The sequence below is a fragment of the Streptomyces coffeae genome, assembly GCF_016741875.1.
Classification (GTDB): domain Bacteria; phylum Actinomycetota; class Actinomycetes; order Streptomycetales; family Streptomycetaceae; genus Streptomyces; species Streptomyces coffeae.
Genome location: NZ_JAERRF010000028.1, coordinates 19,367 through 33,022, shown reverse-complemented (window position 1 = coordinate 33,022; position 13,656 = coordinate 19,367). Strand labels below are relative to the sequence as shown.

Annotated in this window: 10 protein-coding genes; 7 read left to right on the top strand and 3 right to left on the bottom strand. The window is 70.6% G+C overall.

The annotated features are described in order from the left end of the window. Positions 1-13: 13 nt before the first annotated feature. From glgX to JK363_RS33025, 3 genes are read left to right on the top strand one after another with little or no spacing between them, the layout of a single operon-like run. Positions 14-2,374 (top strand): glycogen debranching protein GlgX, encoded by a 2,361-nt coding sequence (gene glgX / locus JK363_RS33035; RefSeq protein ID WP_372444904.1) that lies wholly within the window; start codon positions 14-16, stop codon positions 2,372-2,374. A 34-nt stretch (positions 2,375-2,408) separates the two neighbouring features. Then, positions 2,409-4,247, top strand: a complete 1,839-nt coding sequence (locus JK363_RS33030; RefSeq protein WP_201880976.1) for an ABC transporter ATP-binding protein — start codon at positions 2,409-2,411, stop codon at positions 4,245-4,247. Then, positions 4,244-6,142 carry an ABC transporter ATP-binding protein gene (locus JK363_RS33025; RefSeq protein ID WP_201880975.1) on the top strand — a complete coding sequence of 633 codons (1,899 nt, stop codon included), beginning with the start codon at positions 4,244-4,246 and terminating at the stop codon, positions 6,140-6,142. Before JK363_RS33030 ends, JK363_RS33025 begins: the two co-directional genes overlap by 4 nt. Before the next feature lie 161 nt (positions 6,143-6,303). On the opposite strand, the gene JK363_RS33020 is transcribed toward JK363_RS33025, so the two are convergent. Both JK363_RS33020 and JK363_RS33015 read right to left on the bottom strand, forming a co-directional pair. Next, positions 6,304-6,768: an NUDIX hydrolase gene (locus JK363_RS33020; RefSeq protein WP_201880974.1), complete on the bottom strand. Its 465-nt coding sequence runs from the start codon at positions 6,766-6,768 to the stop codon at positions 6,304-6,306. Further along, complete coding sequence (locus JK363_RS33015) at positions 6,761-7,477, bottom strand: DUF5919 domain-containing protein (RefSeq protein ID WP_236076288.1); 717 nt, start codon at positions 7,475-7,477, stop codon at positions 6,761-6,763. The genes JK363_RS33020 and JK363_RS33015 overlap by 8 nt, the downstream gene beginning before the upstream one ends. A gap of 226 nt (positions 7,478-7,703) precedes the next feature. Between JK363_RS33015 and JK363_RS33010 the strand changes: the two genes are divergently transcribed. Next, complete coding sequence (locus tag JK363_RS33010; RefSeq protein WP_201880972.1) at positions 7,704-8,048, top strand: hypothetical protein; 345 nt, start codon at positions 7,704-7,706, stop codon at positions 8,046-8,048. Beyond that, positions 8,017-8,235, top strand: coding sequence for a hypothetical protein (locus tag JK363_RS33005; RefSeq protein WP_201881084.1), 219 nt, complete (start codon positions 8,017-8,019; stop codon positions 8,233-8,235). The genes JK363_RS33010 and JK363_RS33005 overlap by 32 nt, the downstream gene beginning before the upstream one ends. A gap of 146 nt (positions 8,236-8,381) precedes the next feature. On the opposite strand, the gene JK363_RS33000 is transcribed toward JK363_RS33005, so the two are convergent. Further along, on the bottom strand, positions 8,382-8,906 hold the full coding sequence (locus JK363_RS33000) for a DinB family protein (protein WP_236076287.1): 525 nt from the start codon (positions 8,904-8,906) through the stop codon (positions 8,382-8,384). 423 nt (positions 8,907-9,329) lie between these two features. Between JK363_RS33000 and JK363_RS32995 the strand changes: the two genes are divergently transcribed. Then, positions 9,330-11,561, top strand: a complete 2,232-nt coding sequence (locus tag JK363_RS32995; protein ID WP_201881074.1) for a M4 family metallopeptidase — start codon at positions 9,330-9,332, stop codon at positions 11,559-11,561. Between the two features lie 431 nt (positions 11,562-11,992). Then, on the top strand, positions 11,993-13,642 hold the full coding sequence (locus tag JK363_RS32990) for a M4 family metallopeptidase (protein ID WP_201881073.1): 1,650 nt from the start codon (positions 11,993-11,995) through the stop codon (positions 13,640-13,642). Positions 13,643-13,656 lie beyond the last annotated feature (14 nt).

The following is a 13,656-nucleotide window of genomic DNA, read 5'->3' as shown; positions in this document are numbered from 1 at the left end:
GCCGGAGGCCGATGTGTCCGAAGCAGCGCAGCAGGAGACGGCGCCGGGTGGGCCTCCGGAGCCGGAGGCGGGCCCGGCACCGTATCCGGCCACCGGGTACGAGGGCGTCCCCGGCCACCGCGCGACGGCCACCGCGGCGCTCACCGGTCTCACGGGTCTCCACTCCGCGGCGCTGCCCGCCCCGCGCACCGCCCCCGCCGCGGAGCCCTGGCCCGGCGGTCCGGAGCCGCTGGGGGCGCGGGTGTGCCAGGGGCCGGGCGGGGTGCCGGGCACCAACTTCGCGCTGTGGGCGGGCGATGCGGAGGCCGTCGAACTGTGTCTGTTCGACGAGGACGGCACCGAGACCCGGTGCCCGCTCACCGAGCAGACCCATGGCATCTGGCACGGCTTCGTCCCCGGGGTACTGCCCGGCCGCCACTACGGCTACCGCGTCCACGGCCGCTGGGACCCGTGGACCGGGGCCCGCTGGAATCCGGCGAAACTGCTGCTGGATCCCTACGCACGCGCCGTGGACGGGGAGTTCGCGCTTCCGCCGGAGGTCTACGGACATGTGCGGGACTGGCCGCAGCAGCATGTGGCCGACACCGTGCGCGACGACCGCGACTCCGCCCCGTACGTCCCCAAGGGGGTGGTCGTCGGCGACGGGGGCGGGGGCGAGCGTGCGGACCGCCGCCCCGGCACCCCCTGGGACGAGACGGTCGTCTACGAGCTCCATGTGCGCGGCTTCACCATGCGCCACCCCGGGGTACCGCCCGAACTGCGCGGCACCTACGCCGGATTGGCCCACCCCGCCGCCGTCGAGCACCTCACCCGGCTCGGGGTCACGGCGGTGGAGCTGCTGCCGGTGCACCAGTTCGCCCACGAGGACCATCTGCTCCGCCGGGGGCTGCGCAACCACTGGGGCTACAACACCATCGGCTACTTCGCCCCGCACGCCGCCTACGCCGCCACCGGCACCCGCGGCCGGCAGGTGGACGAGTTCCGGGCGATGGTGCGCGCCCTGCACAGCGCCGGGATCGAGGTGATCCTCGACGTCGTCTACAACCACACCGCGGAAGCCGGTGAGCTGGGCCCCACCCTCTCGCTGCGCGGGGTGGACAACGCCGGCTACTACCGGCTCCAGCCGGATCCGCGCCGCTACGCCGATGTCACCGGCTGCGGCAACACCCTGCACGTCCTGCGGCCGCAAGTGCTGCGGCTGATCACCGATTCGCTGCGCTACTGGGTGACCGAGATGGGAGTGGACGGGTTCCGTTTCGATCTGGCCAGCGCGCTGGCGCGTACCGAAAGGGACGTCGACATGCTCGCCCCGTTCCTGTCCGCCGTCGCCCAGGACCCGGTGCTGCGCCAAGTCAAACTGATCGCCGAGCCATGGGATGTGGGGCCCGGGGGCTACCGGGTGGGCGCGTTTCCCCCGCTGTGGGCCGAGTGGAACGACCACTACCGGGACGCGGTCCGGGACTTCTGGCGCGGTGCGCTCCCCGATGTCCGCGACCTCGGCTACCGGCTGTCCGGCTCCAGCGACTTGTACGGCTGGGGTGGCCGCCGTCCGTACGCCTCGGTCAACTTCATCACCGCCCACGACGGCTTCACCCTGCGCGACCTGGTGTCCTACGAGCGCAAGCACAACGAGGCCAACGGCGAGGGCAATCGCGACGGCAGCGACGACAACCGCTCCTGGAACTGCGGCGCCGAGGGCGAGACCGACGATCCGGGGGTACGCACGCTCCGCCGCCGCCAGCTGCGCAATCTGCTGTCCACCGTGCTGCTGTCCACCGGGGTGCCGATGCTGGTGGCCGGCGATGAGCTCGGCCGCACCCAGGGCGGCAACAACAATGCGTACTGCCAGGACAACGCGACCGGATGGGTGGACTGGTCGCTGCTGGAGGACCCCGGCTGGGCGGCGCTGACCGAACTGACCGCGCGGCTGATCCGGTTGCGCCGCGCCCATCCGGTGCTGCGCCGCCCGCTGTTCTTCACCGGCCGGGCCCGGCCCTCGGACGGGGTGCGCGACCTCGCCTGGTTCACCCCGCGCGGCACCGAGATGACCGAGGCGGACTGGTACGCGCCGACCACCGCGCTGGGGGTCTATCTCTCCGGGCGCGATCTCCCGCAGCGCGATCCGCGCGGCGGCCCGGTCAGCGATGACAGCTTCCTCGTCCTGCTGCACGCGGGACCCGCGCCGCTGCCCTTCGTGCTGCCCGGTCCGCCGTGGGCCCGGGGTTATGAACTCCTCCTCGACACCGCGCGCGAGAACCAGGGCGCGCCCCCGGGCACCCACCATCCGGCGGGCGAGTCCCTGGGGCTCCCGGAGCGCTCGGTGCTGCTGCTGCGCGCCCTCCCGACCCCGGACCTACGTCAAAAAACCGAGTGAGAGCTGTCAGTGGTGAACCGTACTCTCGCTCCTGATGGCAACGACCAGTGAACGTCCCCGGGCCCAGGAGCGTGATGCCGCCCCGCCGCGGCGCTCCGCCACGCGCTCGCTGCTGCGGCTGTGGCCGTATGTGCGCCCGGTGCGGGCGCGGCTGTTCACGGCGGTCCCGGTGGCGATCGTGGCGTCCTGTCTGGGTCTTGCGATTCCGCTGGTCCTCAAGTGGATGGTGGACGGGCCGGTCGCCGACCGCGATCCGGGCGGGGTGTGGCTGGGCGGTGCCCTGCTGCTGGCGCTCGGAGTGGCCGAGGCGGGGCTGTTCGGGCTGCGGCGCTGGCTGGTGGCGCGACCGCTGGCGTCCGTCGAGGCGGAGATGCGCGCCGGTCTGTACCGCCATCTGCAACGGCTGCCGGTCTCCTTCCACGACCGCTGGGCCTCCGGTCAGCTGCTGTCGCGCGCCACCACCGATCTGATGCTGCTGCGGATGTTCCTGGCCTTCCCGCTCACCTTCCTGGTGGTCAACGGGGTCACCGTGCTGGCGGGGTTCGCGCTGCTGCTGTCCCAGGAATGGACGCTGGGGCTGGTCCTGGTGGTCCCGGCGGTGCCGCTGGTGATCCTCTGCTCGTACTTAGAGAAGCGCTACGCGACCGTCGCCCGCGCCGTCCAGGACCAGACCGGCGATCTGACGACGGTGGTCGAGGAGGGGGTGCTCGGCGTCCGGATCGTCAAGGGCTTCGGCCGCCATCGCAGCCAGGCCCGCGCCTTCCGGGCGCTGTCGGAGGGCGTCCGCTCGACGGAGCTGCGCAAGGCCGGGCTGCTGGCGAGCATCTGGGCGCTGATCATGACGCTGCCGGAGCTGGCGGTCGGCGCGGCGCTGGTGCTGGGCACGGTGCAGGTGGCCGACGGCGATCTGTCCGCGGGCACACTGGTGGCCTTTCTGTCCACGGCGCTCACGCTGCGCTGGCCGGTGGAGTCACTCGGCTTCCTGCTCGCGATGAGCCAGGACGCGGCGACCGCGACCGACCGCTACTTCGAGGTGATGGACGAGGTACCGGCCGCGGTCGCCGACCGGCCCGCGCCCGCCGCCACACCTGTGCTGCCCCGGCAGCGGGACCAGTCCGGCGGCGGACTGCGCTTCGAGGGCGTGGAGTTCACTCACGCCGACGCACCCGCGGACGCCCCGCCGGTGCTGCGCGGTGTGGATCTGCACATCCGTCCCGGCGAGACCATGGCACTGGTCGGCGCCACCGGCTCCGGCAAGACCACGCTGACCGCCCTCGTCCCCCGGCTCCAGGAGCCCAGCCGCGGCCGGATCACCCTCGACGGCCGGGACATCACCGCCCTCCCCCGCGAGGAGTTGCGCGCGCTGGTCGCCATCGCCTTCGAGGAGCCCACCCTGTTCTCCGCGACGGCCGGGGAGAACGTACTCATGGGCGCGGAGGGCGCGGAACGGGCCGATCTGCTGCGCGCCCTGGAGGTGTCCCAGGCCGACTTTGTGCACACCCTGCCGGAGGGCGACCGCACCCAGGTCGGCGAGCAGGGGCTGAGCCTGTCCGGCGGACAGCGGCAGCGGCTCGCGCTGGCCCGCGCGGTCGTCGGGCGCCCGCGCTTCCTGGTGCTCGACGATCCGCTGTCCGCGCTGGACGTCCACACCGAGGCGCTGGTGGAGGCGGCGCTGCGGCAGGTGCTGGCCACCACGACGGCGCTGGTCGTCGCCCACCGCCCCTCCACCGTGCTGCTCGCCGACCGGGTCGCGCTGCTCTCCGAGGGACGGATCGCCGCCGTCGGCACCCATCAACAACTGCTGCGCGACAGCGCCGAGTACCGGTCGCTCATGTCCGGAGACGAGGGTGAGGAGGGGGAGGAGGGCCGATGACCACGACCGCGACGGGCCCGCCGACGGCCGAGGACGACGAGGAGGGCGGTGGCGCCTCCACCGAACGCACCGCGCCCGCGGGCGGGGCGAAGGACCCGGCCGGGGGTGATCCGTTCGACCACGATGTGCTGCCCGCTCCCCAGGGCGCCTCGTTCGCGCTGCTGCGCTCGCTGCTCTCCCCGCACCGCCCCCGCGTCTGGCTGACCACCGTTCTGCTGCTGCTCCAGCAGGCCGCCGTCCAGGCCGGGCCGCTGCTCGTGGCCTACGCCATCGACCGCGCGGTGCCCGCCTTCCGCGACGGCGACCGGGGGCCGCTGATCGCCGTCGGAGCGGGCTATCTGGGCTGTGCCCTGGCCTCCGGTGCCCTCCAGTACGCGTTCATCCGCTCCTCGGCCCGGATCAGCCAGGACGTGCTGCTGGAGCTGCGCGGCCGGATCTTCCGCCATGCCCAGGTGCTCAGCGTCGACTTCCACGAGCACTACACCTCCGGGCGGCTGATCTCGCGTGCCACCACCGATGTCGAGGCGCTGCGCGAACTGCTCAACGAGGGTCTCGAGGAGCTGCTCGGCGTCGCGCTGTCGGCCGTCTACATCTCCGTCACGCTGCTGTATCTGGACTGGGGTCTGGGCGGCGCGGCCGTGCTCTCCTTCTGGCCGCTGTATCTGCTGATCCGCTCCTTCCAGCGCCGCTCCATGCGGGTGTACCGCAAGCGGTCGACCGCCATCGCCGCGGTCATCGTGGCGTTCACCGAGACCATGAACGGCATCCGCCCGGTACAGGCGTTCCGCCGTGAGCGCGCCAACGACGCCCGCTTCCGCGAGCTCAACCACCGCCATGAGCGCGCCAACGGCGACGCCATCCTGGAGATGGCGCGCTATGTGGTCGGCTCCCGGCTGGTGGCCAACACGGTGGTGGCCGCGATCGTGCTGTGGGGCGCCTACCGGGTCGCCTCCGGCGGGCTCGCGCTCGGGGTGCTGGCCGCTGCGGCGCTCTATCTGCGCAGGCTCTACGACCCGATCGACCGGCTCGGGATGTTCCTCAACTCCTACCAGTCGGCCGCCGCTTCGCTGGAGAAGATCGCGGGTCTGCTGGCCCAGCGGCCCTCCGTCCCCGAGCCCGCCGACCCCCATCCGCTGCCGCCGCGCCCGGCGGACGCCCCCGGCCGGGAGGTCGTCTTCGACACGGTGCGCTTCGCCTACCGCACCGGCGGCGAGGTGCTGCCCCGCTTCGGGCTGACGCTGCCCGCCGGGCAGACGGTGGCGGTGGTGGGCGCCACCGGTGCGGGCAAGTCCACCCTGGCCAAGCTGCTCGCCCGGTTCTACGACCCCACCGAGGGGCGGGTGTCGCTGGACGGGGTGGATCTGCGTGAGCTCGCCACCCCCGATCTGCGGCGCGGGGTGGTGATGGTGACGCAGGAGGCGTTCCTGTTCTCCGGCACGGTTGCCGACAACATCGCCATCGGCCGCCCGGACGCCACCCGCGCGGAGGTGGAGCGGGCGGCCAAGGCGATCGGCGCCCATGACTTCATCACCGCCCTGCCCGACGGCTACGACACCGACGTCCGCAAGCGCGGTGGCCGGATCTCGGCCGGTCAGCGTCAGCTGGTGGCCTTCGCCCGCGCGCTGCTCGCGGATCCGTCGGTGCTCATCCTCGACGAGGCCACCTCCTCCCTCGACATCCCCGGCGAACGGGCGGTGCAGCGCGCCATGCACACCGTGCTGCGCGGGCGTACCGCCGTGGTGATCGCGCACCGGCTGTCCACCGTCGAGATCGCCGACCGGGTGCTGGTGATGGACGGCGGCCGGATCGTGGAGGACGGCGCGCCGGACCAACTCATCTCCGGCGAAGGCCGGTTCGCCGCGCTGCACCAGGCGTGGCGGGACAGTCTCGTCTGAGCCCGGTGGACGCGTACGGCGAGCCGGGCACCCCCGACCGCCGGGCCCCGGATGCGCGCAACATCCCGTTGATGCGGGTGAGCGGGGCGCGGGCGCGCGGTTGTGTGCCGACACGGTATCGACCCCGGCGGACGACGGGGCCGATGCGTCGTGCCTGTTGGCTACCGGGCGGCGGGCATGTTGCCGTGGCGCCAGTCGTTCACGCGCTTTCGGATGCTGGGGACCATCGGGAGCGCGTCGATCTCTCCCGGCTCGAACCAGCGAACATCTGTGGATTCCTCGGAGACCGCCAGCTGCCCGGCCACGGGACGCGCCAGGAAGCAGATGGAGAACTCTTGCCGTACCTCGCCATCGTCGTAGGCAAAGACGTGACGAGGATTGGTGTAGGTGCCGACGATGCCCACGATCTCAACATCGAACCCGGTCTCTTCGCGCGTCTCCCGAACCGCGCAGTCCGGCAACGACTCGCCGATGTGCATGGCACCACCGGGAAGCGCCCACATGTTGTTGTCGCGCCGACGCTGAAGCAGGATGCGTCCGTCGTCGACGACGACGGCGGACGCGGCCGGAAGCAAGCTGTTCGCGGCCGGGGCATTCGGGTCGTCCTCGTAGTCTCGCCTACCCATGGCCTTCCCCTTCCCATACCGGGGTGCCCCGGTTCCACAGTTCCTCAACGTGTGAAGCGAAGGGGTCAAACATGCCGTCGTCCTGGTGGCGGCGCAGATGCAGTGTGGGGGCATCGTGCCCCACGCTGTGTGTCAGCAAGGGCGTGACGATCATGTCGTCATCGAAGCGGAACACGGAGAGGTACGCGTGCCCTCCGCTGTACCTTGCATCGATGCCCGGCTGACTTCTGATCTTCCCCAGTTCGGCGAGTGTCACGCGGATACGCGTGGACAGCGTGAGTGCGACGTCTTCGTCTTGTTCGCGCGACCGCGTGAGATCACTGTCAGGGTCCCCAAGGAGAAAGCGCACACGGCATCCACGGGCGGCCTTGCGTCGCAGCACGGTACCGAACCGGGACTGTTCGAGCCATAGGAAGTAGTTGGTGTAACCCGCGAACGTCAGCTCTCGCTCAGCCTTGGTGACCAGTGACCGCCACAGAGAGGCCGGGCAACCGGACCGGTACGGATAGACGGAAACGACCTCGCGGTCCGGTCCAACCTTGATCGCCTTCTTTGCGGCTGCTGGCCATAACACCGCCTCGTCCTCTCCGAGTGCTTGGCAGACGGCCCACCGATGGCGGGCACGGGGTACCCGTCCGGTCTCTGTGATCCATCGGCCGATTGTCTTGGTATCGACGCCGCAGCTCTCCGCTAACTGACGGTCTGTCATTCGGGCTTGAAGCATGGCGCGGCGTAGCGCTTCGTTCGGCCCCCCTGCTCCCGTACAGCGACTCGCCGACCCTTGAACTGCGCGCGGTCCCCTTCCCGCTGGATGGCGAGTTGCCCGCGATGGTGAGGCCCTACCTGGTGGCCGATGAGCGGCGGCGGGAACAGCGCCGGAACAGCGGCCCCCGCGTGGAGCTGGTACGTGCTCCGCACCGCGTGGCGGCGCTCCGGTGAGCGCCAACGGCCGCACCGCGACCGTCCCGGCCCGTGGCTGCGCTCTGTGCACCGCGCTCGGGGACTTCGGGCACCGCGACCCCGCCGACCCGCGTTCGGGTCTGTGCCCGACGTGTATCGCCGCGGGCAAGCCCACCCGCGACGGCCTTGAGCGGTCCGTCGTCATCGTCGCCACGCAGAGCCTGGCCGCCGCTGAAGGCCTGAGCCTGGCCACCGCCGCGCCGGAAGAACTCACCTATCACTTGGGTGCGGTAAGGCGGAGCCTGCGCAGCGTGCTGCAACTTCTCGCACCAGTCGAGGAGGGGGCCGGTGAACCCCCACAACACGGCACCCGGCGGTGAACAACCCCGGATGACGATGCGCGTCTACACCGTGGCGCGCGACGGGATCGTGACCGCGCGGCGCGCGGTGGTGGCCGTCCTCGTCGGCAGGGACACGGACGCCTACGGGCTGGGGCAGGCGTGGCCACCGTGCCAGTGCCCCCGCCACCGTGAACACAACAGCCCGGACCGCTACAGGCGGTCTTGAGACGGCCGTCCGCCCCGAGCCCCCTTTGGCCCGGGGGCGGCCGGGGCGGACGGTCCCCCCGGTGGCTCCGCCTCGTCCGCTCCCCCGTGGCAGACGCCTGGGGCTGCCCCCGAACACCCGCTCACAGCGGGGATCCCCCGGCGCCGTCACTCGCCGACCGTGCCGTCGGCCAGTTCCCGTGCGACGTCGAGCTGTCCGGCGTGGCGGGCGTACTCCTGGAGCAGGTGGAAGAGGATCCAGCCCAGCGAAGGAGCGTCGGCCTCGGTGGCGAAGCGGCCCCCGGTGCGCGCCCGCCGCTCCAGCGGTACGCCCTCGACAGCCGCCCGCGACCAGGCGCACTGTTCCTCGAACCGGGCGCGGACCGTATCGGGCGACACCTCCTCGGGGACGTGCCAGCGGTCGTCGGGACCGCGGTCGCCCCACGGGTCGTCCACCGGCTCGCCGAGGAACCCCCAGCGCAGCCAGCGCCGTTCGACATGGGCCAGATGGCACAGCAGCTCCAGCGGGGTCCAGCCGGAGGGCAGCCGACTGGTGCGCAGTTCGCGCTCGGAGAGCCCGTCGAGCTTGTGCAGGACCACCTCCCTGAAGTAGTCGAGGTAGGCGTGCAGCATCTGCCGGAGGTCGGTGAACGCGTGCGGGGGTTCGTCGATCGGGTTCACGGAAGCGGCCATGCCGGTGATGCTACGAGCTCCCACTGTCATCGGGTCGTCTCCCCAGACGTCCGGAATCACACCACGTCATTCGAAATACGGACACAGCACATGTGTCAACGGACGCTTTCCGGTCAATCTTTGTCACGACCCTGACAGGTTGAATCGAACGGTGGGACTCTTCCCTCGGCTGAGACAGCGGTCCCATCGTCTGTCGCCGCACCGATGACAGCCACCCCCCACATCGCACCTGAAAGATCTGCTTGTTCTGCCTCGCCCTGCCCGGACGGCGACCCAGCCGCCCGGTCGTCCCGGCCGCGCCATCGCGCGGCCAGCGCAGAAGGAGTCAGCGTGAGATCACTCCCCCAACGGCAGCTCAGATCTGGTTTCCACAGACCCGGACGGCGCGCCGTCGCGACCGGCGCGCTCGTCGCCGCCGCGGCGATGATCGCCGTCGGTGTGCAGACCGGCACCGCGTCCGCCCGGCCGGACGGCTCGGGCTCGGCGCCCGCCACCGGGACGATGTCCGCCACGGCGGACCCCGGCGCCCTGCCGGTCGAGCTCTCCCCCGCCCAGCGCGCCGCGCTGCTGCGCGAGGCCGAGTCCGCCACCGGCGCCACCGGCCGGACCCTGGGCCTCGGCGCCAAGGAGAAGCTGGTCGTCAGGGACGTCATCAAGGACGCCGACGGCACCACCCACACCCGCTACGAGCGCACCTACGCCGGACTGCCGGTGCTCGGTGGCGACTTGGTCATCGACCGGGCGAAGAGCGGCGCGGTGCAGTCGGTCGCCAAGTCCACCAAGGCCCGGGTCAAGGTTCCCACCACAACCGCTGCCGTCAAGGCCGCCACCGCGGAGAAGGCCGCCGTCAAGGCCGCGCACGCGCAGGGTTCGCGGAAGACCGAGGCCGACCGCGCCCCGCGCAAGGTGATCTGGGCGGCGAAGGGCACGCCCGTCCTGGCGTACGAGACCGTGGTCGGGGGCCTCCAGGAGGACGGCACCCCCAACGAGCTCCACGTCATCACCGACGCCACCACCGGCAAAAAGCTCTACCAGTACCAGGCCGTCCAGAACGGCACCGGCAACAGTCAGTACAGCGGTCAGGTCACCATCGGCACCTCGGGCAGCTCCGGCTCGTACAGCCTGACCGACGGCGGCCGCGGCGGCCACAAGACGTACAACCTCAACGGCGGCAGCTCGGGCACCGGCACGCTCTTCACCGACGCCGACGACGTCTGGGGCAACGGCACCACCTCCGACGCCGCGACCGCCGGTGTGGACGCGCACTACGGCGCGGCCGAGACCTGGGACTACTACAAGAACGTCCACGGACGTTCGGGCATCCGGGGCGACGGGGTCGGGGCGTACTCCCGGGTCCACTACGGCAGCAACTACGTCAACGCCTTCTGGCAGGACAGCTGCTTCTGCATGACCTACGGCGACGGCTCGGGCAACGCCAAGCCGCTCACCTCCATCGACGTGGCGGCCCACGAGATGACGCACGGCGTCACCGCGGCCACCGCCAAGCTGGTCTACAGCGGTGAGTCCGGCGGCCTCAACGAGGCCACGTCCGACATCTTCGCCGCCGCCGTCGAGTTCTACGCCAACAACACCAAGGACGTGGGCGACTACCTGGTGGGCGAGAAGATCGACATCAACGGCAACGGCACCCCGCTGCGCTACATGGACAAGCCCAGCAAGGACGGGGCTTCCAAGGACAACTGGTACTCCGGGATCGGCAATGTGGACGTGCACTACTCGTCCGGTGTCGCCAACCACTGGTTCTACCTGCTGTCCGAGGGCAGCGGCGCCAAGGAGATCAACGGCGTCAAGTACGACAGCCCGACCTACGACAACGTCCCGGTGACCGGAATCGGCCGGGCCAACGCCGAGAAGGTGTGGTTCAAGGCGCTGAGCCAGCGCATGACCTCCAACACCAACTACGCGGGCGCGCGTGACGCCACCCTGTGGGCGGCGGGCGAGCTGTTCGGCCAGGGCAGCGCGCAGTACAACGCGGTGGCGGCTGCCTGGGCCGGGGTCAACGTCGGCACCCGGATCGCCGACGGCGTCTCCGTCACCGGCCCCGGTGACCAGACCAGCATCGTGGGCCGGCCGGTCAGCCTCCAGATCAAGGCCACCAGCTCCAACGCGGGCGCGCTGAGCTACTCCGCCACCGGGCTGCCCGCCGGTCTGTCGATCAACTCCTCGTCCGGTCTGATCTCCGGCACCCCGACCGCCACCGGATCCAGCGCGGTGAAGGTCACGGTGACCGACTCCCAGGGCAAGACCGGTACCGCCTCCTTCACCTGGACCGTGAACACCTCCGGTGGCGGCAGCGTCTTCGAGAACACCACCGACGTCGCCGTCCCCGACGCGGGCGCGGCCGTCACCTCGCCCATCACGGTGAGCCGGGCCGGGAACGCCCCCGCCGGCCTGAAGGTGGCCGTGGACATCGTGCACAGCTACCGCGGTGACCTGGTGATCGACCTGGTCGCCCCGGACGGCACCGCGTACCGGCTGAAGAACTCCAGCATCTGGGACTCGGCGGCCGATGTGAAGACCACCTACACGGTCGACGCCTCGTCCAAGGCCGCGTCCGGGACCTGGAAGCTCAAGGTGCAGGACGTGTACGCGCAGGACACCGGCTACATCAACAGCTGGAAGCTCACCTTCTGACGGTGGTTCGGCATGAGCCGCGACCGATGAGGGTGTGACCCTGCCCACACAGCAGGCGCCGCCAGGGGTGACCCGACTCCCCCTGGCGGCGCCTCCATGCCCGCGCACGCCCCGCGCACCCGACTCCCCCCCGCACCAGTGCTACTTGGCCGTAACAAGTCCTTGCACGCCCCTTCGAGCCCCCGCCGTGGCCCACGGACGGGGGCCGCTGCCTGCCGGGTTGAATCCGGTATCCGGAGACTGATCAACATTCAACGAACATTTTCCGGCCGTCCTGTCGCCAAACACGTGACATGTCCTCGACTTGTATGACAGTCTGCCGGGGCATTACGCACCTGCACCTCTTGTTCAGCACCGGGCCGCACTTCCCCGCTGCCCGGCGCTGACCCCCCCACAGCAATGAGGAGTTCGCAGTGAGCAAGAAGTTCACCATGCCCATATCCCAGCGCGGCAAGCGCCGTTCGGCCATCGTCGGCGGTGCCGCGATCGCCGCGGTGGCCCTGCTGGCCACCGGAATGACCACCGGCTCGGCCGGTGCCGCACCGGCCGGGGACGATGTCCGCGCCGGCGCGCTGCCCGCCAAGATGACCGCGTCGGTCCGTGCGGAGCTGATGCGCGACGCCAACGCCACCAAGGCGGACACCGCGAAGTCCATTGGCCTGGGCGCCAAGGAGAAGCTGGTCGTCAAGGACGTCATGAAGGACGCGGACGGCACCGTCCACACCCGGTACGACCGCACCTACGCCGGTCTGCCCGTCCTCGGCGGCGACCTGATCGTCCACGAGGCCAAGGGCAAGAAGGGCGGCGACGCCAGAAGCGTCACCAAGGCCACCAAGGCCACCATCAAGGTCGCCACCACCTCCGCCGAGGTCGCCCCGACCACCGCCGCCAAGGCCGCGGCCAAGCTGGCCAAGGCCGACGGCAGCAAGAAGGCCACCGCCGAAACCCCGCGCAAGGTCGTCTGGGCCGCCAACGGCAAGCCGGTGCTGGCCTACGAGACCGTCGTCGGCGGTGTCCAGAAGGACGGCACGCCCAACCAGCTGCACGTCATCACCGACGCCGCCACCGGCAAGAAGCTCTTCGAGTTCCAGGGCATCAAGACCGGCAGCGGAGAGAGCATGTACTCCGGTTCGGTGGAGCTGGGCACCTCCAAGGAGGGCAGCGGCTTCACGCTGACCGACGCCGACCGCGGTGGCCACAAGACCACCAACCTCGAGAACAAGGAGGACGGCGAGGGCAAGGCGTTCACCGACGACGACGACAAGTGGGGCAACGGCAAGCCCGACGAGCCGCAGACCGCGGGTGTCGACGCCCAGTACGGTGCCGCCGTCACTTGGGACTACTACAAGAACGTGCACGGCCGCAACGGCATCGCCGACGACGGCAAGGGCGCGTACTCCCGGGTCCACTACGGCGAGAACTACGTCAACGCCTTCTGGGACGACAGCTGCTTCTGCATGACGTACGGCGACGGTGAGGGCAACAAGGCCCCGCTGACCGCCCTCGACGTCGCGGCGCACGAGATGTCCCACGGTGTCACCTCCAAGACCGCCGGTCTGGAGTACACCGGTGAGTCCGGCGGCCTCAACGAGGCCACCTCCGACATCTTCGGCACCTCGGCGGAGTTCTCCGCCAAGAACAAGGAAGACGTCGGCGACTACCTCATCGGCGAAGAGATCAACATCAACGGCGACGGCACCCCGCTGCGCTACATGGACAAGCCGAGCAAGGACGGCAATTCCGCGGACAACTGGTCCGACGATGTCGGCAACCAGGACGTGCACTACTCGTCCGGTGTCGCCAACCACTTCTTCTACCTGCTCTCCGAGGGCAGCGGCGCCAAGGAGATCAACGGCGTCAAGTACGACAGCCCGACCGCGGACGGCTCCAAGGTCGAGGGCATCGGCCGCGACAAGGCCGAGAAGATCTGGTACAAGGCGCTCACCACGTACATGACGTCCACCACGGACTACAAGGCCGCCCGTGAGGCGACCGTGAAGGCCGCCAACGACCTCTACGGCGCCGACGGTGCCGAGTCCAAGGCCGTGGCCGCCGCCTGGGCCGGGGTCAACGTCAAGTAAAACCCAGCACGTTA

Coding starts and splice junctions, on each gene's coding strand:
- JK363_RS33030 (WP_201880976.1), top strand. CDS start 2,409: ATGGCAACGACCAGTGAACGTCCCCGGGCCCAGGAGCGTGATGCCGCC.
- JK363_RS33025 (WP_201880975.1), top strand. CDS start 4,244: ATGACCACGACCGCGACGGGCCCGCCGACGGCCGAGGACGACGAGGAG.
- JK363_RS33020 (WP_201880974.1), bottom strand. CDS start 6,768: ATGGGTAGGCGAGACTACGAGGACGACCCGAATGCCCCGGCCGCGAAC.
- JK363_RS33015 (WP_236076288.1), bottom strand. CDS start 7,477: ATGACAGACCGTCAGTTAGCGGAGAGCTGCGGCGTCGATACCAAGACA.
- JK363_RS33000 (WP_236076287.1), bottom strand. CDS start 8,906: ATGGCCGCTTCCGTGAACCCGATCGACGAACCCCCGCACGCGTTCACC.
- JK363_RS32995 (WP_201881074.1), top strand. CDS start 9,330: ATGATCGCCGTCGGTGTGCAGACCGGCACCGCGTCCGCCCGGCCGGAC.
- JK363_RS32990 (WP_201881073.1), top strand. CDS start 11,993: ATGCCCATATCCCAGCGCGGCAAGCGCCGTTCGGCCATCGTCGGCGGT.